General features: G+C 39.8%; 27 protein-coding genes, 1 pseudogene and 1 other annotated feature. Of the genes and pseudogenes, 10 read left to right on the forward strand and 18 right to left on the reverse strand.

Going from position 1 to position 25199, the window contains the following annotated elements; translation table 11 throughout:
* Position 1: 1 nt before the first annotated feature.
* From HT701_RS07270 to HT701_RS07280, 3 genes are all read right to left on the reverse strand, one after another.
* The gene (locus HT701_RS07270) at positions 2-1903 is read right to left on the reverse strand and encodes an ABC-F family ATP-binding cassette domain-containing protein (RefSeq protein ID WP_172931378.1); all 1902 of its coding nucleotides are present in this window, start codon (positions 1901-1903) and stop codon (positions 2-4) included.
* 422 nt (positions 1904-2325) lie between these two features.
* Entirely contained in the window at positions 2326-2601 is a 276-nt protein-coding gene (locus HT701_RS07275) for an HU family DNA-binding protein (RefSeq protein WP_001284639.1), read from the reverse strand.
* Between the two features lie 105 nt (positions 2602-2706).
* The gene (locus HT701_RS07280) at positions 2707-3546 is read right to left on the reverse strand and encodes a DegV family protein (protein WP_172931379.1); all 840 of its coding nucleotides are present in this window, start codon (positions 3544-3546) and stop codon (positions 2707-2709) included.
* A 141-nt stretch (positions 3547-3687) separates the two neighbouring features.
* Here HT701_RS07280 and HT701_RS07285 point away from each other — a divergent pair, with 141 nt between their 5' ends.
* Positions 3688-4536, forward strand: coding sequence for a YitT family protein (locus tag HT701_RS07285; RefSeq protein WP_000592055.1), 849 nt, complete (start codon positions 3688-3690; stop codon positions 4534-4536).
* Between the two features lie 92 nt (positions 4537-4628).
* Here the strand turns inward: HT701_RS07285 and HT701_RS07290 are convergent, their stop codons facing one another.
* Positions 4629-5546, reverse strand: coding sequence for a bifunctional riboflavin kinase/FAD synthetase (locus HT701_RS07290; RefSeq protein ID WP_172931380.1), 918 nt, complete (start codon positions 5544-5546; stop codon positions 4629-4631).
* A 478-nt stretch (positions 5547-6024) separates the two neighbouring features.
* On the opposite strand from HT701_RS07290, the pseudogene HT701_RS07295 reads away from it, so the two are divergent.
* Positions 6025-6165 (forward strand): annotated as a pseudogene (locus HT701_RS07295) (TIGR03943 family protein); the annotation flags it as partial.
* Between the two features lie 138 nt (positions 6166-6303).
* Here the strand turns inward: HT701_RS07295 and rpmA are convergent.
* The 4 genes from rpmA to HT701_RS07315 form a co-directional block, all read right to left on the reverse strand.
* Positions 6304-6597, reverse strand: a complete 294-nt coding sequence (rpmA, locus tag HT701_RS07300) for a 50S ribosomal protein L27 (protein WP_000916509.1) — start codon at positions 6595-6597, stop codon at positions 6304-6306.
* 16 nt (positions 6598-6613) lie between these two features.
* The gene (locus tag HT701_RS07305) at positions 6614-6958 is read right to left on the reverse strand and encodes a ribosomal-processing cysteine protease Prp (protein ID WP_000613692.1); all 345 of its coding nucleotides are present in this window, start codon (positions 6956-6958) and stop codon (positions 6614-6616) included.
* A 15-nt stretch (positions 6959-6973) separates the two neighbouring features.
* On the reverse strand, positions 6974-7288 hold the full coding sequence (gene rplU / locus HT701_RS07310) for a 50S ribosomal protein L21 (RefSeq protein WP_000109141.1): 315 nt from the start codon (positions 7286-7288) through the stop codon (positions 6974-6976).
* Between the two features lie 35 nt (positions 7289-7323).
* Positions 7324-7443: a sequence feature (ribosomal protein L21 leader region), on the reverse strand.
* 64 nt (positions 7444-7507) lie between these two features.
* Entirely contained in the window at positions 7508-8206 is a 699-nt protein-coding gene (locus HT701_RS07315) for a YoaK family protein (protein WP_000509046.1), read from the reverse strand.
* A 396-nt stretch (positions 8207-8602) separates the two neighbouring features.
* Here HT701_RS07315 and HT701_RS07320 point away from each other — a divergent pair, with 396 nt between their 5' ends.
* Positions 8603-8902 carry a YbaB/EbfC family nucleoid-associated protein gene (locus HT701_RS07320; protein ID WP_023936829.1) on the forward strand — a complete coding sequence of 100 codons (300 nt, stop codon included), beginning with the start codon at positions 8603-8605 and terminating at the stop codon, positions 8900-8902.
* Positions 8903-9243: 341 nt separating this feature from the next.
* On the opposite strand, the gene pta is transcribed toward HT701_RS07320, so the two are convergent.
* From pta to HT701_RS07340, 4 genes are read right to left on the reverse strand one after another with little or no spacing between them, the layout of a single operon-like run.
* Positions 9244-10218, reverse strand: coding sequence for a phosphate acetyltransferase (gene pta, locus HT701_RS07325; protein ID WP_000451580.1), 975 nt, complete (start codon positions 10216-10218; stop codon positions 9244-9246).
* Between the two features lie 43 nt (positions 10219-10261).
* Positions 10262-11158, reverse strand: a complete 897-nt coding sequence (locus HT701_RS07330; protein WP_119919499.1) for an RluA family pseudouridine synthase — start codon at positions 11156-11158, stop codon at positions 10262-10264.
* Positions 11155-11973 carry an NAD kinase gene (locus tag HT701_RS07335; RefSeq protein ID WP_050261575.1) on the reverse strand — a complete coding sequence of 273 codons (819 nt, stop codon included), beginning with the start codon at positions 11971-11973 and terminating at the stop codon, positions 11155-11157. The genes HT701_RS07330 and HT701_RS07335 overlap by 4 nt, the downstream gene beginning before the upstream one ends.
* Positions 11957-12628, reverse strand: coding sequence for a GTP pyrophosphokinase family protein (locus HT701_RS07340; RefSeq protein ID WP_050390734.1), 672 nt, complete (start codon positions 12626-12628; stop codon positions 11957-11959). Before HT701_RS07340 ends, HT701_RS07335 begins: the two co-directional genes overlap by 17 nt.
* 127 nt (positions 12629-12755) lie before the next feature.
* Between HT701_RS07340 and HT701_RS07345 the strand changes: the two genes are divergently transcribed.
* The 7 genes from HT701_RS07345 (at position 12756) to HT701_RS07375 (ending at position 17528) form a co-directional block, all read left to right on the forward strand.
* The gene (locus HT701_RS07345) at positions 12756-13325 is read left to right on the forward strand and encodes a CYTH domain-containing protein (protein WP_000681274.1); all 570 of its coding nucleotides are present in this window, start codon (positions 12756-12758) and stop codon (positions 13323-13325) included.
* Positions 13326-13437: 112 nt separating this feature from the next.
* Positions 13438-14397 carry a ribose-phosphate diphosphokinase gene (locus HT701_RS07350; protein ID WP_172930650.1) on the forward strand — a complete coding sequence of 320 codons (960 nt, stop codon included), beginning with the start codon at positions 13438-13440 and terminating at the stop codon, positions 14395-14397.
* Between the two features lie 9 nt (positions 14398-14406).
* The gene (locus HT701_RS07355; protein WP_172931381.1) at positions 14407-15522 is read left to right on the forward strand and encodes a cysteine desulfurase family protein; all 1116 of its coding nucleotides are present in this window, start codon (positions 14407-14409) and stop codon (positions 15520-15522) included.
* A 4-nt stretch (positions 15523-15526) separates the two neighbouring features.
* On the forward strand, positions 15527-15874 hold the full coding sequence (locus HT701_RS07360; protein ID WP_000863540.1) for a DUF1831 domain-containing protein: 348 nt from the start codon (positions 15527-15529) through the stop codon (positions 15872-15874).
* Positions 15875-15881: 7 nt separating this feature from the next.
* Positions 15882-16097 (forward strand): DUF4649 family protein, encoded by a 216-nt coding sequence (locus HT701_RS07365; protein ID WP_000462493.1) that lies wholly within the window; start codon positions 15882-15884, stop codon positions 16095-16097.
* An 82-nt stretch (positions 16098-16179) separates the two neighbouring features.
* Positions 16180-16821 (forward strand): redox-sensing transcriptional repressor Rex, encoded by a 642-nt coding sequence (locus HT701_RS07370; protein ID WP_000653403.1) that lies wholly within the window; start codon positions 16180-16182, stop codon positions 16819-16821.
* A gap of 17 nt (positions 16822-16838) precedes the next feature.
* Positions 16839-17528, forward strand: coding sequence for a gamma-glutamyl-gamma-aminobutyrate hydrolase family protein (locus tag HT701_RS07375; protein WP_172931382.1), 690 nt, complete (start codon positions 16839-16841; stop codon positions 17526-17528).
* On the opposite strand, the gene radC is transcribed toward HT701_RS07375, so the two are convergent.
* From radC to HT701_RS07405, 6 genes are all read right to left on the reverse strand, one after another.
* Complete coding sequence (gene radC / locus HT701_RS07380; RefSeq protein WP_000286927.1) at positions 17525-18205, reverse strand: DNA repair protein RadC; 681 nt, start codon at positions 18203-18205, stop codon at positions 17525-17527. The genes HT701_RS07375 and radC overlap by 4 nt on opposite strands.
* A 42-nt stretch (positions 18206-18247) precedes the next feature.
* Positions 18248-20539, reverse strand: coding sequence for a DNA helicase PcrA (pcrA, locus tag HT701_RS07385; protein WP_000992883.1), 2292 nt, complete (start codon positions 20537-20539; stop codon positions 18248-18250).
* Positions 20540-21055: 516 nt separating this feature from the next.
* Positions 21056-21916, reverse strand: a complete 861-nt coding sequence (locus tag HT701_RS07390) for a methionyl aminopeptidase (protein WP_000631540.1) — start codon at positions 21914-21916, stop codon at positions 21056-21058.
* A gap of 15 nt (positions 21917-21931) precedes the next feature.
* Entirely contained in the window at positions 21932-23209 is a 1278-nt protein-coding gene (gene spxR / locus HT701_RS07395) for a CBS-HotDog domain-containing transcription factor SpxR (protein WP_000033818.1), read from the reverse strand.
* Complete coding sequence (locus tag HT701_RS07400) at positions 23202-23753, reverse strand: GNAT family N-acetyltransferase (protein WP_001028719.1); 552 nt, start codon at positions 23751-23753, stop codon at positions 23202-23204. Before HT701_RS07400 ends, spxR begins: the two co-directional genes overlap by 8 nt.
* A gap of 15 nt (positions 23754-23768) precedes the next feature.
* Positions 23769-25028 carry a UDP-N-acetylglucosamine 1-carboxyvinyltransferase gene (locus HT701_RS07405; RefSeq protein ID WP_001227095.1) on the reverse strand — a complete coding sequence of 420 codons (1260 nt, stop codon included), beginning with the start codon at positions 25026-25028 and terminating at the stop codon, positions 23769-23771.
* Between the last annotated feature and the right edge of the window lie 171 nt (positions 25029-25199).

Below are 25199 nucleotides of genomic sequence, written 5' to 3' on the forward strand. Positions count from 1 at the left end.
TTTACACCTGCTCTGATAATTCTTCCCACTCAAGCATAGCTTCTTCCTGACGGTGGCTGATTTTGTCCAGCTCAGCCTGCAATTCCATCAGTTTGTCGGCATCGTTTGTTTCCAACATTTGTTCAGAAATGGCTTGGCTTTGACTTTCTAGCTCTTCAATTTCAGCTTCTAGACTTTCGATTTGTCGCATGAGCTTACGAACTTCTTTTTGACTTTCTTTCTGAGCTTGATAGTCATTGACTGGGCTTGCTTCTTTTGCTTGATTGCTGGTTGAAGCTTCCTCTGTCAGACCGACTTCCATTTCAGCCTTTTTATCGACATAATAATCGTAATCTCCCAAGTAAAGAGTCGAGCCATTCTCAGACAATTCCAGTACATGAGTTGCCACACGATTGATAAAGTAACGGTCGTGGCTGACGAAGAGAAGAGTTCCATCGAAGTCAATCAAGGCATTTTCCAACACTTCCTTGCTATCAATATCCAAGTGGTTGGTTGGCTCGTCCAGAATCAAGAAGTTGTTGTTTTCCAAAGACAATTTAGCCAAAAGCAAACGTGCTTTCTCGCCACCAGACAGCATGCCAACTGATTTTTTGACATCATCTCCTGAGAAAAGGAAGGCACCTAGACGGTTACGGATTTCAACTTCTGGTGTCAACTTAAAATCATTCCAGAGTTCATCCAGTACAGTATTACTTGGTGTCAGCTTGCTTTGGGTCTGGTCATAGTAACCAACCTCAACATTAGCGCCAAAGCGCTTTTCCCCCTTGATAAAAGGAATCTGGTCCACAATAGACTTGATAAAGGTTGACTTGCCGATACCATTTGGACCAACGATAGCGACAGCATTCATCTTACGAAGATCTAGGCTAATCGGTTGTGACAGGACTTCCCCATCATAGCCAATAGCTGCATTTTCAACAGTCAATACAACATTACCAGACGTTTTTTCAGACTGGAAGGTCATATTGGCTGATTTCTTGCCAGCTTCAGGCTTGTCCAAACGCTCCATTTTTTCTAGTTGTTTACGACGGGATTGGGCGCGTTTGGTCGTTGAAGCACGGACTAGATTGCGATTGACAAAGTCTTCCAGAGCAGCGATTTCCTTTTGTTGCTTTTCATAGTTTTTTGCTTCAGTAGCTAGCTTCTGCTCCTTCAACTCAACAAAACGAGAGTAATTCCCCACATAGCGATCCAAGGAATGCTTGGTCAAATCCAGCGTAATCGTCGCAACCTTATCCAAGAAATAACGGTCGTGGCTGACGATAATGAGGGCGCCGCTATAGTTTATCAAATAATTCTCTAGCCAGGCGATGGTTTCAATATCCAAGTGGTTGGTTGGCTCGTCCAAGACCAAGAGATTTGGCTTTTCAAGAAGCATTTTGGCCAGCGCCAGACGGGTATTTTGACCACCAGAAAGCTCAGCAATTTTCATCTGCCACATAGACTCGTCAAACTTGAATCCATTCAAAATCGCTCGAATATCAGCTTCATAAGTGAAACCACCTGCTTGGTGAAAATTTTCAGATAAGCGGTCGTAATCTGACATCAGTTTATCCAAATCCTCACCAGACTTTTCACCCATCTCCAGCTCCATCTGACGCAGTTGTTTCTCAGTCCGACGCAAATCATCAAAGACATGAAGCATTTCATCGTAGATAGTGTTTTCAGATTCAAAACGGCTATCTTGGGCTAGGTAAGACAGAGAAATATCTTTTTTCTTATTGATTTCTCCGCTAGTTAGCTCCTCTTCTCCAACTAAAATCTTCAAAAGAGTAGACTTACCTGCACCATTTTTCCCAACAAGGGCAATCCGATCTCGTTCATCAACTTGCAGGTTGATATTATCGAAAAGAACCTCTCCTGCAAAAGAACGTTCAATTTTATTAGCTTGTAAAATAATCATACAAGTAGTATAGCATGTTTCCCTAAGGCATTCAAGATAATGGTAAGTATTTTAGTGAAGGATTTGTAACATAAAGTAAATTATGTAAAATTTATGTTAGATTCCTTCGCTATCTTGTTGGACTTTCTAACCAGCTAATCTTGCTTCAAATAGTTATCGCACAAGTCTATTATTTAATTCTTTTCATTATATACGTACGTATAGCAAATTGAAATAAGATGAGAACAAATCGATTGGGAAAGTAAAATTAATTTCTATAAATGTTTTAGCAATTGTTTCGTACTATTTTAGATTCAGTCTACTATATATACAATATTTTCGGAACATTCAACTTTTTAACTCTATTTATTACTAGATTTCATAATTAAAAAGCCTACCGACCAAGCTAGAAAGCTTGATACAATAGGCTTTTTAAAGACTGATTATTTAACAGCGTCTTTAAGAGCTTTACCAGCTTTGAATGCTGGAACTTTAGAAGCTGCAATTGTCATTTCTTTACCAGTTTGTGGGTTGCGACCTTTACGTTCTGCACGCTCACGAACTTCAAAGTTACCAAAACCGATCAATTGAACTTTTTCACCAGCTGCAAGATAGTCAGCTACTGCTGCAAATACAGCTTCAACTGCTGCTGCTGAGTCTTTCTTAGTCAATTCTGTAGCTTCTGCTACTTTAGCGATCAAATCTTGTTTGTTTGCCATGTTAATGATTCCTCCAAATAATTTCTAATTAACAAATATAATCATATCCTAAAATCCCTTTTAGGTCAAGTTAAAAACGCTATTTCTTCCCATTTTATTTATTTTTTAGGAATGGTAACGTACCAAAATAGCCCACGCATTCTCACCCGTGTGAGTTTGAATAATGGAACCTGTTTCTAAAACAGAAATTGGCTTTTCAACATAAGCTTGTAAGCTTTCTTTCATCTCTTTTGCCCAATCAGCACTACCAGAATATGAAATTCCAATCTCTGCTACAGAACGTTCAGAGAGAGATGTTGTCAACTCATCTAACCATTTTTTAAAGGTTTTAGTTCCACGACCTTTAACCATTGGCTGCAATTCATGGTCTTTCATTTGCATGACAACACGGATATTGAGAAGGGAGCTCAACAATCCAGTTACACGGCCAATTCGTCCACCTTTGACAAGATTTTCCAAAGTTGAAACGCCAATATAAAGTTCTGTGTTGTTTTTAACCTCTTCTACATGAGATAAAATTGTCTCCATGTCTTTGCCTTCTTGTGCTAATTTAGCAGCTTCGACAACTTGGAATTTCAAGGCTTGGTCAGTGAAGGAACTATCGATAACTGTCACATCGGCAGTAGATAAACTAGCACCTTGGCGCGCTGCTTCTACAGTCCCCGAAAGAGCATGGGACATATGAATAGCAAGAATCTGGCTACCATCCTTGCATAGGTTTTCAAACACTTCAGCAAAGACACCTACAGGCGGCTGGCTTGTTTTCGGAAGATTCTTAGCTTCTTGCATCAACTGAAGGAATTTACCTTCTTCTTTCAAATCAGCATCAGAATAAACAACATTATCAATCATTACAGATAATGGAACAATTGTAATATCTAATTGCTTTACTAGTTCTGGTTCAATAGTAACAGATGAATCGGTTACAATCTTAATTTTTGTCATAGTATCAATCTTTCTATTTTAGGATTCAGATTGGTTTCCTTGCTTCTAATTATATCAAAAAAAAGATTAAAAATCCTAATGGAGTCAATCAAATTTTCTGTAAAATTTGATATAATCAACTTATAAGAAAAGAGGTGTCCTATGATTAAAAAAATTTACCCCATTTTTACCATTTTACTAGGTGCTGCTATTTATGCTTTTGGACTGACTTATTTTGTAGTTCCCCATCATCTCTTTGAAGGAGGGGCGACAGGCATTACCCTCATCACCTTTTATCTTTTTAAAATCCCTGTTTCCCTCATGAACCTGCTGATTAATATTCCCCTTTTCATCCTAGCTTGGAAGATTTTTGGAGCCAAATCCCTCTATTCTAGTTTACTAGGAACCTTAGCTTTGTCCGCCTGGTTAGCTTTTTTTGAGCATATTCCCCTTCATATTGATCTTCAAGGTGATTTACTAATCACAGCCCTTATAGCGGGAATCCTATTAGGAATTGGCCTTGGAATTATTTTTAATGCTGGAGGTACAACTGGCGGAACTGATATTCTAGCTCGTATTCTCAACAAATACACTCATATATCCATAGGAAAACTGCTCTTTATCTTAGATTTTTGTATTCTCATGTTGATTCTCCTAATCTTCAAGGATTTGAGATTGGTTTCCTACACGCTTTTGTTTGATTTTATTGTTTCTCGTGTTATTGATTTGATTGGTGAAGGAGGATATGCCGGCAAAGGCTTTATGATTATCACAAAACGTCCTGACCAACTTGCTAAGGCAATTAATGATGACCTCGGAAGAGGTGTTACTTTTATTTCTGGTCACGGCTACTATAGTAAAGAAAATTTGAAAATCATCTACTGTATTGTCGGTAGAAATGAGATTGTGAAAATGAAAGAAATGATTCATCGAATCGATCCTCAAGCCTTTATAACCATTACAGAAGCCCATGAAATCCTAGGAGAAGGATTCACCTTTGAAAAAGAATAAAAAGAGGTAGTGTAGTGATCTCAAAAGTTAGACTAAATCATCTATCTTTTGGGTTACAGACAACCTCTTTTTTGTTTTATTTACTCAAGCTCTTAAGACCAATTCCGAGTTACTTCTTCATCAGTCTTTAACTGATCCACTAATTGGTCAACTGAGTCAAATTTGGTCATATCTCGAATGCGATCAAGCCAATAAACCATGACGGTTTCCCCATAAATATCTTGATTAAAATCAAAAATATTGACTTCAAAACGTTCTTCTTCTCCATCAAAGGTCACATTTTTCCCGACACTAGCCATAGCACGATACTTCTGTCTTTGAATCTCAACATCAACGACATAAACGCCATCTGCTGGCATATAAGTACGGTCTAAAAGCACTAAATTCGCTGTCGGATAATCAATTGTACGACCACGAGCATTACCATGAACCACCATACCTCTTGATGGAAGCGGTGCCCCCAAAAGTTTTCCTGCTTCTTTCACATTTCCATCTAAAATAGCTTGACGGATACGAGTTGAACTAATCTTTCCTTTCTCATCTTCTACAGGTGGAACAATGATAACTTCTCCATCAAAGTAATCCTTTAAATCTTCTGCTGTTTTTTTGTCAGAACCAAATGTATAATCAAAACCTGCAACAATAATTTTGGCATTCATAGCCTTGATATAAGTTGCAAAAAATTCTTCTGCCGTGAGACTAGCGAATTGACTACTAAAATCAAGGAGATATAATTCTTCTACACCTTCGCGCTTTAATTTTCTTTCACGTTCAGCAGGGTTCAAAATATGCAAAAACAAATCTGGATGATAAGGCTCTAAAGCGATCTTTGGAGATTCATTAAAGGTCATAACGACGATAGGCAATAAATCCTTTCTCGCAGCCTTGTTGGCAACACGAAATAATTCTTGATGCCCCTTATGTATGCCATCAAAATAGCCGAGAACAACGACTGAATCAGATGGTGTGCCAATATCTTTTTGGTTTTTTATAGGAATAGTAATAATCATAAAATAATTATATCATAGCGATAGCTATTTCTGGAACAGAAAATCTGAAATGTCGTTTTTTTCACCTGAAGTGTAGCTATTTTCAAAAAGCACTTCACTCTATCATTGCTTAACTATGAACTTTGCAATATTCTTCTCAAAAACTTGTAGGACATCTTCAAAAGTTTGAAAGGAGTGATTAGACTTGTTCGGTAACCATAAAGTGTCATACTATGCTTATGTATGAAAAAGCAATGCAACTAACTCCTGAGAACTTTAAATTACTAATTGGTGCCGAAAAGGTAGAATTTAGAATCGAGGTACACCTATGGCTGTAAAATTTACAAAATGAGACAACTTGGGCAAGATGTTTGAAGAATTTCCTAAACTCCCTGATTTGAAGCAAGTCACTTTCCCTGATGACAAAGAAAAAGCCAAAGCAGCAAAGAAAAACTAGATGACTGCTTTCCAACAACTCCCATCTAATGTGCTTCAGACTGGGTTATTTTTCTCTCCATCTGTTATCTTGGATTCTCGCTAAAGAATATCTTTTTCCTTATCAGAAGGAACGGCTCAAGCCATTCAGACAAGTGAAGGGATGACAAGCCAATATTTGAAACCAGATACCAGTTCTTATTTCATTTTACTATATTAAAAAGTATGGGTACCAAACAAAAAACAGGCTCTCCGAAAACTCGGAAAGCCTTATTTAATGCTACTTCTAGCTTCCTCGCCTTTACAGTTCAAGGCGAGGGATAAAAAGGTTCACTGAACCTTTTTATTTAGCGATTGGGTAAACAGAAACTTGTTTTTTATCGCGTCCTTTACGTTCAAAGCGTACTACGCCTTCAACTTTAGCGAACAAAGTATCGTCTCCGCCACGACCAACGTTTACACCTGGATAGATGTGTGTACCACGTTGACGGTAAAGGATTGATCCACCTGTTACAGTTTGTCCGTCAGCTGCTTTAGCTCCAAGACGTTTTGCTTGTGAATCACGTCCGTTTGATGTAGAACCTCCACCTTTTTTGTGGGCGAAAAGTTGCAAGTTGTTAAGAGTCATTTTTAACATAATGTTTTCCTCCGTGTTAGTTTTCTGTGATAACTCTGGTTTGGACGAACTCAGACGAGTTCTCCGATAAGTTTGCCATACCTAAGAAAAATGATTCAAAGAATAACTGGGTCATTTCTCTCTGGTGTGAAGGAAGATCTTTTGGAATTTCAACCATCAGATAACCACCTTCATCTTCGTTTAATTCTAGGATTGGTTCATAGCCTGCAAATTTCTCAATAGAATTGATAAAGTTAATGGCAAGCGTAGAAACCGATGCACACACGACATCTAAGCCGCATTCGCCACTCTCGGCGTGTCCAGTAATTTCCGCATTCCTCAGCTCGCCATCTTCGGCTCTCTCAAAGACTGCTTGTATCATGTGTTCTCCTTAAAATTAAGCGTTGATTGCGTTGATGACAACTTTAGTATATGGTTGACGGTGACCTTGTTTACGGTGGCTACCTTTTTTAGGTTTGTACTTGTAAGTAACCACTTTCTTTTGTTTTCCTTGTTTTTCAACAGTTCCAACCACAGTAGCTCCAGCAACAAGTGGAGTTCCGACAACAGTGTTTTCACCACCAACAAGAACAACTTCGTTAAAAGTAACTTCTTGACCAGCTTCAACGTTCAATTTTTCAACGTAAACTGCTTGACCAACTTCAACTTTAACTTGTTTTCCGCCAGTTTTGATAATTGCGTATGTGCTCATTATGCACCTCCTATGATTTTTATGGGTTTCCCCGACTTTTTGTGAAGACTCGCCTAGCATCGTGGGACGAACCACTTAAAAGAAGAGCTCTATGTAGAACAAAGTTTAAATTTGTTCTACGACGAGCAACGATGTTCGTGCGGTTGCACAGGATTGTGCATAGTCAACTCTCTAAGTATAGCATATCTCCTATTTTCTTACAAGTAATAACACCTAAAATCAAGCTTTTTCTTTTACTTTTTTCCGCCACGAGGCAAAAAGCATGCTGATATAAAAAATGCTCATCATAATAGGAACACCAAGAATGGTCTTTTCATGATAGAAAATCGTCAAATAGGCTGAAAAGACAACGCCAAGGATAAAACTACTAAGCAGGCTAACAAATATGAACCCTTCACGCAAAAAAGGAGTGTGCTTAGTTCGGAAATAATTTCCAAAAGCTAGCATTGTTCGTTTGATATTCCCTGTCATAAAGGCATTATTATAAGCAATACCCGAAACCTCACCAAAGGCAGTTGTCACCAGTCCCATACAGAAGGCCAAGGGCGGCACTAGATAGATATTATCTACAGTTTGTGGCACAAAAGCAATAATTATTGATAAGATTACCAAAGGAATCAGTGACAGAATTGGCTTTTTCACAATTCTCAATTTTTCCCTATAAATGGTTAGTAAAAAAACTCCCAGCATAAACGCTATTAAGGTTAAAAGCTTATCCCTAACATCCGAAACATTATTCTGTATTAGCTCTACCGAAAGAAAGACAACATTTCCAGTTTGTCCAGCTACAAGGGTATTCCCGCGAACAATAAAAGTGTAAGCATCCACATATCCAGCACAAAACGTCAAAAAAAGTGCTAACCTTTTAGACTGACGTGATATTTTTCTTATAGGTAATAACCTCATTTTCCCTCCCATTGTATTTTCTCTTAGAAATATTGTACCATTTTCTTTCTAAAAAATCGTAGGCTACCATTTAGATTTTACTATTAGCATAATAATAGACAACTATTTATCCAAAAATAGATAGAGATAACATGTTTGTAAACAAAGCATACGAACCTTTAGTAAAATCATTTCCATGAAACTAGAATAGAGTCCCTCTTAGCAAAAATCATTATTTTAATTTATTTCTAATCACTCCTTGACATAAATAACTCTCACCAATAAAAGACTATGTCTTAAAAAAATGGTATAATAAAATCAATACTTGGGCTTGATGGCTATGCTACTAATAACAATTAGGAGAGAAAATCAGGCACTTGTTAACAACAAGGATTATCCCCTTGAGATGAAAGGAACTTTAGAAATCTTATGATGAACATGCAAAACATGATGCGTCAAGCACAAAAACTTCAAAAACAAATGGAACAAAGCCAGGCCGAACTTGCTGCCATGCAATTTGTTGGCAAATCTGCTCAAGACCTTGTCCAAGCGACCTTAACTGGAGATAAGAAAGTTATCAGCATTGATTTCAATCCAGCTATCGTTGACCCAGAGGACCTTGAAACTCTTTCTGATATGACCGTTCAAGCCATCAACTCTGCTCTTGAACAAATCGATGAAACTACCAAGAAAGAACTGGGTGCTTTCGCTGGGAAATTGCCATTCTAAAAACAAGGAGCTAGAACAATGCTTGTCGATAACAAAGGCTAAGAAAGGTGCAAAAATTATAAAAAACGCATAATAGCAGGTGTCAAAACACTCAATATTATGCGTTTTCTCATGAAAAAATTCTCTTTTCATACTCATTTAAAATCAAAAAGGGAATTTATCGTTTTACGGACATGTATATTACAGATTTCCATAGATCGTATACAGACAGGGTATCATCGCTTGGAAGTTGTCCTTTTTGACACCAACCAGTAATTTAGTTCTCAGGAGTTAATGGAAGTGCTTTTCGTACATAGTTTCATAACTACAGTACAGTATAGTATATCGCTTTATAGTTTTCACTATTGATGAACTGCTTGAGCTGCTGTGATAAGGGTCAACTTGTACACATCATCAGCATTACATCCACGAGAAAGGTCGTTAACTGGCTTGTTCAAACCTTGCAAAACAGGACCTACTGCCGCAAAACCACCAAGACGTTCAGCCATCTTGTAGCCGATATTTCCTGCCTCGATACCTGGGAAGATGAAGACATTTGCTTGACCAGCTACTGTACTTCCAGGAGCTTTCAAAGCTGCAGTTTCTGGAACAAAGGCTGCATCAAATTGCAACTCACCGTCGATTTCGAGGTCAGGACGCAAGTCGTGAGCAATTTTAGTTGCTTCAACAACCTTATCAACACTTTCACCAAAGCCTGAACCTTTAGTAGAATAACTTAGCATAGCAATTTTAGGCTCAATACCAAACATCTTAGCTGTGATTGCTGAGTTGATGGCAATTTCAGCCAAAGCTTCCGCGTCTGGATTGATGTTGATGGCACAGTCTCCAAACAGGTAACGTTCCGTACCACGAACCATGAGGAAGGCACCTGAAGTACGAGTCACATTTGGACGAGTTTTAATGATTTGTAGGGCTGGGCGAACTGTTGAAGCAGTTGAGTGAATCGCACCTGACACCATTCCATCAACCAAGCCCAAGTAAACCAACATCACACCAAAATAGTTGACATCTTCAACCAAAACCTTGCGTGCATCTTCTTCAGACATTTTGCCCTTACGACGCTCCACCAAGGCAGCAACCATTTCTTCAAATTGAGGATAATGTTGAGGGTCAATGACTTCATAACCATCCATGATCCCTTCAATTTCAAGATAAATTTTAATTTTTTCAGGATTTCCTAACAAAACAGGAATCACTTCTGTTTCTTTTACCAAACGTTTAGTCGCTTGAAGAATACGTGGCTCTTCCCCTTCAGGGAGAACGATACGAGCATTTTTACCAACAAGGTTGGCTTTGAGACTTTCAAAAACTTCCATGAGTTTTCTCCTTTAAGATAATAATTATACTCTGAAACAGTTTTTATAGAGTATTAGTTGATAACTGGGTAATAAGGTTGCTGAAATCATCCGGCAAGGGACTTTCTAACTGCAAATCTTGCTCTAAAAATGGATGATAAAAGGATAGGTAATGGCAATGCAGGGCCTGACGTTGGATGCCGTCGTCCAGACTACCACCGTACAAATCATCGCCCAACAAAGGAAAACCAATATGAGAAAAGTGGACTCGAATTTGGTGGGTTCGACCAGTGTGCAGCCGAATGTCGACCAAGTGGATATTTCCATAAGAAGCTACAATCTTGTAGGAAGTATGGGCATATTTTCCACCTTTAGCCACCCGTCTGGTAATAATGGAGTCTTCATCACGCGCAATCGGGGCAATAATTTCCCCCTCTGACTCCAAGTGTCCATCACCTTTAACCAAAGCAAAGTAGCGTTTTTCAATGGACTTCTTCTGCAACTGCTTGTCCAATCGTGCATGGGCATAGCCGTGCTTGGCAAAGAGCATCGAGCCAGAAGTATCCCTATCAAGCCTGGTCACAATGTGAACTTGCTGATTTTCGTAATTTTGCTTGACGTAGTAACCCTTGATAAAATTGGCAATGGTATTGGAGTGGTTAACACTAGGAATAGAGGCAACTCCATAGGGTTTATTCAAGACTAGAAAGTGGTCATCCTCATAGAGAATATCCAGTGGGCGCTCGATAGCTTCCAGAGTTTCAAAGCCTTCCTCAGCGGGAATATCGATAGTAACGCGGTCCCCAAGATTCAATAGATAGGTTGCATTTTGTGGTTGGTCATTGACCAGAATAGCCCCACCTCGAAACTTAATCTTGGCCAGAAGCCCCTTAGAAACCTCGTGCTTTTTTAAGAAGGTCTTAACCTTGACATGCTCATCTGCGATAAATTCAAACCTCATTCGTCCACCTCGCCGATAAAGGCATCCTTAACACGGTTCCAGAAACTAGTATGGCTAGGAGTCGCGACAAAGTGAATCTTATGATGATCGATTTGATACTCAATACGCTCAATATTACGGAAAGAATAAACGCTATTGTCAACCGAAATGGTATGGTAATCATTTCTCGTTGGAATGAGTTCAATCTTATCCTTCTTAGGAACGATAATGGAAGAGCCCAGCGTTCGATAGACACGATTATTGAGGCTGGCAATTTCCGTTAATTGCAAAGCTTCAATGGTAGGGTGTAAAACAGCACCGCCAAGAGACTTGTTATAGGCAGTACTACCAGTCGGTGTCGAAACTGTTAGCCCGTCTCCACGAAAACGTTCAAAGGGAACACCATTGATGACAATATCTGCTACCATGGTTCGATCAGACCTGCGGATGCTGGCTTCGTTGAGGGCACGAAAAATCTTGACCTCTCCATTTCCAAGAAAAACCTTCACATTTAGAACAGGGTAAGAAACCCTTGCTCCGGTATCTAGCTGCAAATTGGTCATTAACTTATCCAACTCAAAATCACGATAATCGGTATAAAAGCCCAGATGTCCTGTATGAAGACCGATAAAGCGTACCTTATCAAGTTGGTCTTCGTACTTATGAAAGGCCGACAAGAGCATACCATCCCCGCCAATGGAAATGACAATATCCGGATTGGTATCATTGAGTATAAACTGATTTCTCTTCAAACGATCTCGCAATTCATACAAAACCCTTTGACTCTGCGGTTTTCTATTGGCTATCAGATCAATTCGTTTACCTGTATTCTTCATCTGTATCGTCACTGTTTCCTACACCGTCATTTAATTTTCTACTCAAGGGATCAAAAAGAGCCTGAGCTTCTTGGATATCATCACGAATTTTACCCATTTCTTCATCCAACTGATGGGCGATTCTAGCTGTAATTTCCAGTCGCTTCTTAATCTCCTCTGGGAAATCCCCTTGGTACTTGTAGTTGAGAGAATGTTCTATCGTTGCCCAGAAATTCATGGCCAAGGTACGTATTTGAATTTCTGCCAAAATAGTCTTGGCTCCATTGATGGTATCAACCGTATATTCTACTACCACGTGATAGGAACGGTAGCCTGAAGCCTTTCGATGAGTAATGTAATCTCGCTCCTGTATGATTCGCATGTCCTGACGCTTGTGCAAAATCTCCACTACTTCCTTAACGTCATCTACAAACTGGACCATCACACGCAAACCAGCAATATCCTGCAAATCGTGCTCCAAGGTCGCATAAGTAATACCACGACGGGCCATTTTTTCTTTTATACTCTCAATTGGCTTGACTCGACCGGTCACAAATTCAATCGGAGAATGCTTATTTTGCTTACGATATTGCTTACGAATGCCACGAAGTTTAATCTTTAACTCACCAACAGCTTGAATGTAAGGATCTAGAAATTCTTCCCATTCTAAGGTCATATATTCTCCCTTATTCTCATATTATCCTTCAAAAATATCTTTGATTTTTTCTCCAGATTCATATACAATAAATACAATGCTTATTATACCATAATCCGCTTTCAACGATAAAGAAAAGGTAAGAAAAATGAAACATTTAGAAATTGAATTGAAAACACTATTGAAAAAAGATGAGTATGATCGTCTAAAAGACCAGTTCACAGGTGTCACTCCTGTTCTTCAAAAAAATTACTACATCGACACACCTGATTTTGAGCTGCGAGAAAAGAAAGTTGCTATGCGCATTCGAACTTTTGAAGACTGGGCAGAATTGACACTCAAAGTCCCGCAGAGTGTTGGAAACATGGAATACAATCAAAAATTGCAACTAAAAGATGCTGAAAACTATCTGAGCAAGAAAGAATTTCCTCAAGGGATAGTATTGGATGAATTGGCGAAACATGGTATCCAAACTAGTGAATGGCAGGTTCTTGGTTGTCTAACAACACTTCGCTATGAAATGCAAACAGCTATTGGCCTCATGGCACTGGATGAAAGTCAGTACTTTGATATGACAGATTATGAATTAGAGCTTGAAGTGGAAAATCATGAGCAAGGCAAACAGGATTTCCAGCAATTTTTAGAGGAAAATCAGAGTTCCTATCAAAAAGCTCCATCAAAATTGGTTCGATTTGTCAAAAGTATGAAAAATAGCTGAAATAATCTCCATTTTTTGGTAAAATAGAAAAGATAAAAATACACGAATCCCAGTTCATATATGTAAGGCAAATATCACTAGGATTTATAAAGTTTACAGAGGACGGTCTATAATGTCAGATAGAAAAAACATGAAACTTTTCGCACTCAACTCTAACCAAGAGATTGCACAGAAAATTGCTCAAGCTGTTGGTGTCCCACTTGGAAAACTATCATCACGTCAATTTTCAGACGGAGAAATCCAAGTGAATATTGAAGAAAGTGTCCGTGGTTATGATGTTTACATCATCCAATCAACAAGTTTCCCTGTCAACAACCACCTAATGGAATTGTTAATCATGGTCGACGCTTGTGTGCGCGCAAGTGCCCACAGTATCAACGTTGTCCTTCCATATTTTGGCTATGCACGTCAAGACCGCATTGCTTGTCCTCGTGAGCCACTTACAGCAAAACTAGTTGCCAATATGCTGGTTAAGGCTGGGGTTGATCGTATCCTGACTCTTGATTTGCATGCCGTTCAGGTTCAAGGTTTCTTTGATATTCCAGTGGATAATCTTTTCACTGTTCCCCTATTTGCAAAACATTACTGCGATAAGGGACTACTCGGTTCAGATGTTGTTGTCGTTAGCCCTAAAAATTCAGGTGTAAAGCGTGCTCGTAGCTTGGCTGAATATCTTGATGCTCCTATCGCCATTATCGACTACCCTCAGGATGATGCAACTCGCAACGAAGGTTATATTATCGGTGATGTTGAAGGTAAAAAAGCCATCTTGATTGATGATATTCTGAATACAGGACGTACCTTCTCTGAAGCTGCTAAAATCGTTGAACGTGAAGGGGCTACAGAAATTTATGCTGTTTCTAGCCACGCTCTCTTCGTCGAGGGAGCTGCTGAACTTCTTGACAATACTAAGATTAAAGAAATTCTTGTGACTGATTCAGTAGCAACAAAAGAAAAAACTCCTAAAAACGTATGCTACATCACTGCTAGTGAGTTAATTGGTGATGCTATCGTCCGTATCCACGAAAGAAAACCAGTCAGCCCACTCTTTACCTACAACAAAAAGAAATAAGGTGATTCTTTGATTTATTTGGACAATGCTGCGACAACTCCTATGTCAGCAGTTGCTATTTCAGCTATGACCAAGGTGATGCAAGAAACCCATGGAAATCCTTCTAGTATTCATGGGCATGGTCGTCAAGCTGGCAAACTCTTGCGAGAAGCCCGCCAGGAACTAGCTCAGTTACTGGGGACGAAACCTCAACATATCTTTTTCACTTCTGGTGGGACTGAGGGCAACAATACTGCTATCATTGGCTACTGCCTTCGTCACCAAGAACGAGGAAAACATATTATCACAACTGCCATCGAGCACCATGCTGTCCTTGAAACCATTGATTACTTGGTTCAACACTTTGGGTTTGAAGCAACCATTATCCAGCCAGAAAATCAAGAAATCACCGCCCAGCAAATTCAAGAGGCCTTACGTGACGATACGATTTTGATTTCTACCATGTTTGCCAATAATGAGACTGGAAACCTACTGCCCATTGCTGAAATCGGCCAAATACTCAAGCAACACCCAGCCGCCTATCATGTCGATGCAGTTCAGGCTATTGGTAAAATCCCTATTCATCCAGAAGAATTGGGCATTGATTTTCTCACTGCTTCTGCCCATAAATTCCATGGTCCTAAGGGAATCGGCTTTCTCTACGCATCTAGCATGGATTTTGATTCCTATCTACATGGTGGAGACCAAGAACAGAAAAAACGTGCAGGAACTGAAAATTTAGCTGCCATCGTGGGTATGGTTGCAGCCCTAAAAGAAGACCTAGAAAAACAGGAAGAACATTTCCAACATGTACAAAATCTAGAAACTGCCTTTCTTGCGGAGCTTGAGGGAGTTCAGTATTACCTGAATAGAGGACAAGATCATCTCCCTTATGTCCTCAATATTGGATTTCCTGATCAGAAAAATGACCTTTTACTCCTTCGGCTAGATTTGGCTGGAATTTCTATCTCTACTGGCTCAGCCTGTACGGCAGGCATTGTCCAATCCAGCCATGTTCTTGAAGCCATGTACGGGGCAAATTCAGAACGCTTGAAGGAATCCGTTCGTATCAGTTTGTCGCCACAAAATACTGTTGAAGACCTACAAACCCTCGCAAAAACCTTAAAAGAAATTATCGGAGGTTAGCCATATGGCATTTGAAAAAACCATTCAGTTAAAAAATTGTCGTTACGACTACACTCTTAGCCCTTCTGTTAAAAAATTCACCCTCAAAGATAACACCTTTTTTGAGACTAAGGTTGGTAACTATGAATTGACTCGCCTTTTGGAAAAAGTGCCAAACAGCGGTGAAGGCTTCCAACTCAAAATCATCATTAACAAGGAACTTACAGGGGCTAAAATCAATATCACTGACAAGTTTGGTCTTCGTCTAGTTGATATTTTCAAATCAGAAGACCACCACATTCATCAGGAAAAATTCTACTTCCTCATGGATAGCTTGGTAGAACGTGGTGTCTTTACAAAATCAGAAAGATAGGTCCCATATGTTTGAATTGACCTATAAGGACAGCTATCATGTAGAGCGTACACTCAAGTATGAGGATTATGAAGCTCTCATGCTGGCTTTGTCAGGATGTGTGACCCTGCCAGATACACTTTATGTAACTTCTCTGACTTTTAATAGCCAGAAAATTTATCAGGGTCTGGTCGGAGACCTCTACCGTTTTCTATCACATACAGATTTTTTACATCAAAACTAAGATTTTTCTTAGTTTTTTCTTGTTTTTGTTGATTTTTTCACAATGTTTCTATAAAATAGAAGAATAGAAAGGTTGTGATTTTGTGAAAGATAAACAGTTTGCTATTCCAAAAGCTACAGCGAAAAGACTCTCTCTCTACTATCGAATTTTTAAGAGATTTCATGCAGAAAAGATTGAACGTGCCAACTCTAAACAAATTGCAGAGGCTATCGGTATTGATTCAGCGACCGTACGTCGTGATTTTTCCTATTTTGGTGAACTTGGTCGTCGTGGTTTTGGCTATGATGTCAAAAAACTGATGACATTTTTTGCCGATTTGCTCAATGATAACTCTATTACCAATGTCATGCTGGTTGGTATTGGAAATATGGGCCATGCCCTTCTCCACTACCGCTTTCATGAGCGTAACAAGATGAAGATTATCATGGCATTTGACCTGGATGACCATCCTGAAGTCGGTACCCAAACTCCTGACGGGATTCCCATTTACGGAATTTCTCAAATCAAGGATAAAATCAAGGATGCCGATGTCAAGACTGCTATCCTGACCGTTCCCAGTGTTAAGTCACAAGAGGTTGCTAATCTCTTGGTAGATGCTGGTGTGAAAGGAATTCTTAGTTTTTCACCAGTCCATCTGCATTTACCAAAAGATGTGGTCGTTCAGTATGTCGATTTGACAAGTGAACTCCAAACCCTCCTCTACTTCATGCGAAAAGAGGATTAGAAAGCGAAAATCATTTTATGAAAAAACCAGTTATTGGGATAACAGGAAACGAAAAAACTCATCCGGATGATGACATCATGATGATCTACGCAGCAAAAGGCTTTGTGGAAGGCGTTAAAGACGCTGGAGGGATTCCCATCATCCTACCGATTGGTGATCAAGAAATGGCCTGCCACTATATCAGTATGATTGACAAGCTCATCTTGACAGGTGGGCAAAATGTTGATCCAAAATTCTATGGTGAACCAAAAACCATTGATAGCGATGACTACCACCTTCAAAGAGATATCTTCGAACTGGCCCTCATCAAGGAAGCTATCAAACAGAAAAAGCCTATTTTCTCCGTCTGTCGTGGGACTCAGCTTTTTAACGTTGCCATGGGCGGAACTCTGTACCAAGATATCGAAGATCATTGGCAGAATTGTTCTGCCGAGTACACAACTCAACGCTTGGTGACAGAACCTGATACTGTTCTCCGAGAAATCTATGGAGAAATCTCCCATATCAACTCCTTCCATCACCAGAGTATCAAGGATTTAGCACCAAATTTAAAGATTGCGGCTCATGATCCTAAAGATGGTATTATTGAAGCTGTCATGAGTACGGATGATGTTGCCTTTCTCGGTGTCCAATGGCACCCAGAATTTCTATTTGAAAATCGCCCCAAAGATAAAAACCTCTTTGACTATGTTGTTAATGAACTTTAGATTAAATCTGTCTTTTCACGGTAACTAAAGTAACTAGATTGTGAGACAATCAAATGGTCCAAGAGGACAATCCCCATCAGGTCGCAGGCTTCTTTAACAATTTTAGTGACATGATCATCATTTCGGCTAGGGGCTACCGCTCCCGAAGGGTGATTGTGGACCAAGATGAGTGAAGTCGCCATATGCTTGATAGCATAGTGAAGAATCTCTCGCGGCTCAGCGATACTACGAGTTGCAGAACCGATAAAAATGGTCTGTTGATGAATGATTTGATTTTGAGTATTGAGATAGAGCGCCACCAGGTGCTCTTGTTTTTTGTCCCCCAATTCCTGTTGCATCTTCTTGGCCAACTTTTGACTGCTGAGAATACTTTCCATCTCAAGAGTCTCGTGTTTGTGAATACGATGGCCCAGTTCAATCATAGCTTGTAATTCTATGGCCTTAACACGGCCGATACCAGACAGACTCTGCAATTCCTGCAGGGTCATTTTTTTCAAATCCGTTAGGCTTGAAAGATTGCTCAAGACTTTCTGGGCAATTTCAAAAACGCTAGCTTGACGTGTTCCTGTCCTGAGTAAAATAGCTAGCAACTCTTGATTACTGAGCGCTTCAACTCCTTCCTTGGCCAGTCTTTCTCTTGGTAATAGTGAATCTTCTTGGAATGAAATACTGTACATAAAAATCCTCCTCACTTTATTATTCGTGAGAAGGATGAAAAATTAGATTTTTTTCTCAATTGGGGCCACACTAGCCAAAAGTTTTTTCAAACCTACTTCTGGGAAATTGATTTTCAATTCCTGCGTAGCACCGCTACCTGAAACTTCCACAACAGTTCCCTCTCCCCACTTCTTGTGGAGGGCAATGTCACCAATGGACCAATTTGCCTCGCTAGAAGCTGATTTTGCTCCAGCTGTAAATTGACCAAATGGGAGACCGCTTGACTGGATAGATTTTGGGGCAGCACTGCGTTTACGGTCTTGAAGAGCCTGGGCAAGACTCATACCTTGACCGAAGGCAACCCCACCACTGCTATAAGATGCCTTAAAGCTTGTATTTGCTGGACGAGCCAGACCTTGATACTCAAGTAAGTCCGAGCTGATTTCGTTAATAAAACGAGTGGGACGGTTGTAGTTGGTACGACCAAAAAGCAGGCGCGAGTTGGCATTTGTTAGATAGAGGATTTTCTCTGCACGCGTGATACCTACATAGGCTAGACGGCGCTCTTCTTCTAATTCATCTGGATCTTCAGCCGCACGACTAAGTGGAAAGACATTTTCTTCCATCCCAATCAAAAAGACAACTGGAAACTCGAGACCTTTGGCAGCATGCAGGGTCATCAAGGTCACTTCTGATGTCTCCTGACTACCTGAATCTGTGTCCGCAATCAAGGCCAAGTCATTTAAGAAACGACTTAGTTTATCCAAACCAGTTTCTTCTTCTGGCCCATCAGAGGTGTCATCAAAGTTTTTCGTCACAGAAAGGAACTCTTCAATATTTTCAACCCGAGCCTTGCTTTCTAAAGTCGCTTGAGCATTTAGAATATCGACGTAACCTGTTTTTTCTAGGACGGCCTCAACCAACTCAGTAATGCTTAACTGGTCCAGTTGCTCCCGCAAATCCAGAATCATATTGGCAAAATCCCAGATAGATTGGGCTGCTTTCCCCTTGATACCAGACAACATGATATTAGCAGAAGAATCCAGCATAGACATGTTTTGCACATTCGCAAAGTCACGAATTTTCTCAACCGTTCCTGGCCCAATTCCTCGTTTCGGTTCGTTGATAATGCGCTCAAAACTGATATTGTCACTCAAATTGGCAATGAGGTTAAGGTAAGCGATAATATCGCGGATTTCCTTACGGCTGTAGAACTTGGTTCCACCAACCATGGTATAAGGAATATTGGACTTAAGCAAGGCTTCCTCAATAGTACGGGACTGCGCATTAGTCCGATAGAGAACTGCAAAATCCTTGTGAAGGAAGTTTTGACTCCGACCAAGTTCATCGATGGTTTTGGCTACAAATACAGCCTCATCTAGTTCATCATTGGCACGATAGTAAACGATTTGTTCCCCATCAGCATTTTGGGTCCAGAGATTCTTAGGACGGCGGTTTTTGTTGTTTTTAATGACCTCGTTGGCCGCTTGAAGAATAGTCTTCGTAGAGCGATAATTTTCTTCTAACAAAACAACCTTGGCTTGGGGATAATCTTTCTCGAAATCCAAAATATTCTGCATATCAGCACCACGCCAACCGTAGATGGACTGATCCGCATCCCCAACCACACAGATATTTTTAAAGCGTGAAGCCAAGAGTTTGACCAATTGATACTGAGCGTGGTTGGTATCTTGGTACTCATCAACATGGATGTACTGAAACTTCTGCTGATAGTAGGTCAAGACATCAGGATTTTGATCAAAGAGACGCAGGGTCAGCATAATCAAATCATCAAAGTCAACCGACTCCGACTGACGCAGTTCTTTCTGATAAGCTGTATAACACTGGGACACGATTTGCGTATACATATCGCCAGCTTGGGCAGCATAAGCTACATCATCAATCAGATCATTCTTAGCATTGGAAATGGTTCCCAAAATAGTTCGTTCATTCCATTTTTTAGGATCCAAGTTCAACTGCTTGAGAATGCGTTTCATGAGAGTTCGCTGCTCCCCTGGATCTACAATAGTAAAATTGCGATTGTAACCAATATGGTCCGCATCGCGACGCAGAATACGCACACACATGGAGTGAAAGGTCGCAATCAGACAGTCCTGAGTAGCTGGATTAAGGCTATAAGCACGCTCTTTCATCTCACGCGCAGCCTTGTTAGTGAAGGTAATAGCCAAGATATTCCAAGGATTGACCAGCTTTTCATCGATTAAATAAGCGATACGGTGGGTCAAAACTCGGGTCTTTCCAGAGCCAGCCCCCGCCATAATCAACAAGGGACCTTCTGTCGTTTGCACCGCCTCAGCCTGACGGTCATTCATTCCATTTAATAATGCGTTCATCTTCTCTTCCTTACTCTTGAAGTCAATATTTCTATTATATCAGAAATCAGGGAAAATAGAAACTTTACGGGGAGTAGCAAAATATAGCGGATTGAAACTAGAATACTACACTGTAGGTTTCTAAAACACTCGACTTTTTCACTTAATTTTTTCATGAACTAGCTCAATACATCAATATAAAAAAGGTAAATTTAAGATTGGCAATACGAACGTTAAACAGAATTCCATTTCTCTTTTTAAAACCAAAACAACGATATCGTAAAACCTCTACAGGAACAATAGATTGCGACACTAAAATATTCTCCCCTAGTTTTGCTTTACTAATAGTATATAGGAGGAGAGCCCTGAATCCTAGACCCTCTGTTATGATGTGGTTACAAACAGAGTTGGAAAAAATCTTAAAGTCAGAAAAACGCATGATATCAGCCCCTAACACTTGATACAATGCGTTTTATTATGAAAAGATCTACTGGATTTTTTATCAAAATAAACTTCCAGTAGTCTTTTCAATTTTTATTAATAAGTTCCTTCTTCACCTTGGCTAGTCAAGATAACAGGTCCATCTTTCGTAATGACAAATTGGTGTTCATACTGACATGACAATCCACCGTCAATGGTCTTATGCGCCCAACCGGTTTTCATATCTGTATCGATTTCCCAGTCACCTGTATTAATCATTGGTTCAATAGTCAAGACCATTCCTTCACGGAGACGAAGTCCACGACCAGCAATACCATAGTTAGGAACCATTGGTTCTTCGTGCATGGTTGGGCCAACACCATGACCAACCAAATCACGCACTACACCGTAACCACGACTTTCAGCGTATTCTTGAATGGCTGCACCAATATCACCAATACGGTTCCCAATAACAGCTTGCTCAATCCCCTTATACATTGCTTCTTTAGTTACATCCATCAAGTTTTTCACTTCTTCGGACGGTGTACCTACAGCATAAGCCCAACAAGAGTCTGCTAAACCACCAGAATAGCTCTGAGTGTATTTCTTCATTTGCTCAACATTGTTGAAGTTTAATTTTGAGACATTCAAATCAGACTTAGCAATTGGACCTCCCAAAACCATGTCAACCTTGAGCAAATCACCATCTTTCAAGATATAGTGACGAGGGAAAGCATGAGCTACTTCATCATTAAGAGAGCAACAGGTAGCATAAGGATAGTCCATCATGGCACCGTCAACTCCAATCTGAAGCGGAAGGAAATTTTCTTCCTTACAACGACGGCGAACGTATTCTTCAACTTCCCACATATCTACGCCAGGCTTAATCAAATCACGCAAGCCAATATGGATACTTGCTAAAAAATCACCGGCCTTATCCATAGCTTCGATTTCACGAGCTGATTTTAATGTTATCATTTTTTCTCCTAGTTTCTAATTAATTTTAACGGTTACATTTGCTTTTGAAACAATCTGATGACCATGATAAATATCGTAATCAATAATAGCTGACCGTCTAGTATGGTGGATAATGCGTGCTTGAATGCGCAGTGTATCATCTATCTGAACAGCCTGCAAAAAGTAGATGAGCATCTGCTCGATAATGAGATTGCGACCACTATTCACAACTAAATCTTGGGTCATGTGAGTCAGTATCTCCGCTAATACACCATTAGCCAAAACACCGTTTTTCTCAAGCATAAAGGGTTCCACTGTAATGACGACTTCATCATGGTGATAAGCGAGTTTTTGACCAATCTGCTCAGAAAAAGTTGGTAGAGCAGAAACTTGGGAACGACTCATCTTCTCCATGACATCTCGTCGTGTCACAACTCCAAGCAAGGTTTGATTATTCCGAACAACCGGTACCATTTCAAAGTCTTCAGCAATCATCCGTTGACTCACATTGGCAATATTTGTCGATAATCCAACTAAAAATAAACTACGAGACATGACCTTGTCAATTGTGGTACTTGGTGACTTATCACCAGCATCTCTCATGGTTACAATGCCAACAACAACCTGATGTTGATTGATAACAGGAAAACGACTGCTACGATTCTTGCGTACCAAGTACAAATAATCTTTAACGGTGTCTGTCTCTCTCAGAAAACCATACTCATGACTTGGACGATAAAGCTTCTCAACTGTCAAAATATCAGTCTTGATTTGGACATTTGACAAGGCTTTATTGATCATAGTCGCAACAGTGAAAGTGTCATGCTTGCTTCTTAGAACAGGAATCCCTTTTTGATTTGCCAGTTTAAGCACATCATCATGAACATGAAAACCACCTGTAACCAAAACGGCATTTTCATTTTCCAGCGCTAGTAATTGGATACGGGTCCGGTCTCCGACAATCAAGAGTCCCCCATCATGAAGGTAGGATAGGATGTTTTGTTCAGTCATGGCACCGATAGAGAACTTACTAAATTCTCTCTCTAAACCTTCTTTCCCAGCCAGAACCTCAGAAGAAGTCACCTCTGCAATTTCAGCAAACGCTAATCTCTCTATAGCAACTTTCTGGGATTTAACACGAATTGTTCCACTTCTAGGACGGGTCTCCACAATTCCACGGTTTTCAGCTTCTTTAATAGCCCGATAGGCTGTTCCATCACTAACTCCTAGATGATTGGAAATACTACGAACACTGACTCTTTTACCTACTGGTAATTCCTCCAAATAGCTTAGAATTTCCTGATGCTTACTCATTGAACTCTCCTTTTACATACCGAAATTCAAGATAATCCCGCATTTTTCTTGTGTAACGATCACTTCCTTTAAACTGACGAATCAATCGAAATCCAGACTTAAGGGCAACCCGTTGACTTGCTTCATTTTCGAGATGGGTAATAATAGATAATTGTTTTAAATCAAATTCTTCAAAAGAAAGCTGACAAATTTTTCTAACAACCTCTGTCATAAATCCTTGCGACCAAGCATCTTTTCTCAAAAAATAGCCAAGCTCAGCTTCTTTTTTGATTTCATCTAACTTCTCAAATTTAATAGAACCAATCATTTGTTGATTTTTCTGGTCACAAATTGCCCACACTCCCAAAGGGGACTTCATAAAGTAATTGGCAAGTGCATACTGACTTTCTTCCAGACTTGCCTGCGTTGGGAAAATAAATTGAAGATTTTCTGGATTTGAAGCTACCTCGTGGAAGTCCTGATTATCACTAAAAAAGAAAGGACGCAAATACAAGCGATCCGTTTCAAAAAAAGAAAACATTGCTAATTTGGTCCAAATATTCATAAACACCTCTACGGTTTAATACTCAACAAGTCTAATATCCGCTCCTAGATTACGTAATTTTTCGATAATATCAGAATAACCACGTAAGATAAACTCGACATTGATAATTTCAGTTTGTCCCTCGGCCATCAAACCAGCAATAACTAAAGCTGCACCTGCTCTCAGGTCAGTTGCTTTAACACTGGCTCCACGTAAACTACGTCCACCCGTGTACAAAATATGACCATTTGTTGTCGAAATGTTCGCATCCATCTTTACTAGTTCAAAAACATGATTTACACGTTTTTCGTAAATCGTATCGACAATTGTACCACGACCATTCGCTCTTAGTAAAAGTGGGGTAATCGGTTGTTGCAAATCAGTTGCAAAGCTTGGGTAAGGAGCCGTCTTAATATTGATTGCTTTCAAATTAGACTGTTCCTCGACAAAAATGCTGTCTTCAGATACAGTCATTCTCACTCCCATTTCTTCCAACTTAGCAATAAATCCTTCTAGGTGTTCGTAAAGAACATTATTGATACGAATTCCTTTACCAACTGCAGCAGCTAAGGAAATATATGTTCCAGCTTCAATGCGGTCTGGAATCACCTGATGACGGGTCCCATGTAATCTTTCGACACCATCAATAATGATGATATTGGTTCCTGCCCCACGGATATGGGCACCCATATTATTCAAGAGGGTAGCTACATCAATAATTTCAGGTTCACGGGCTGCATTTTCAATAATAGTACGACCATTTGCTTTAACCGCAGCAATCATCGTATTAATCGTTGCTCCTACACTAATCGTATCCATGTAAATACTTGTACCATGAAGTCCTGTATCTTTAGCAGATAACTTCATGTTATCTCCCTCGTAGCTAACAGTGGCACCCATAGCTTCAAAAGCCTTAAGGTGTAGGTCAATCGGACGAGGACCAAGGTCACATCCTCCAGGCAAGCCAACTGTGGCTTCACCAAAGCGACCTAAAAGACTTCCATAAAAATAATAAGATGCACGAAGACTATTGATTTTCCCATAAGGCATTGGAATATTTTGAACACCTCTTGGATCAATCTCCAAGACATCGTCATAACGCTTAACAGTAGCTCCCATCAATTCCATAATTTCGACAAGACTGGCTACATCCGAAATATCTGGAACGCAATCCAAAGTCACCACATCATCAGCCAAGATAATAGCCGGAATTAAGGCCACAACACTATTTTTAGCACCACTAATAGTGATTTCACCTTGTAGTGGTAATCCACCATTGATAACAATTTTTCTCATTCTAAGTTTTCAATACTCTCTCAAGATTTCTAATAAGGTCTTTAAAATAAATTATATCATAAATGCAACCTTTTTTCCATCCTTTTCAATTTTATTGGATAAATCAGAGTTGATGAGTTAGTCACTGATACTCAATGAAAACCAAAGAGCAGATTAGGAAGCTAGCCGCAG

Origin of the sequence: Streptococcus sp. 10824 (genome assembly GCF_013276595.1) — a bacterium.
GTDB classification, from domain to species: Bacteria; Bacillota; Bacilli; order Lactobacillales; family Streptococcaceae; genus Streptococcus; species Streptococcus pseudopneumoniae.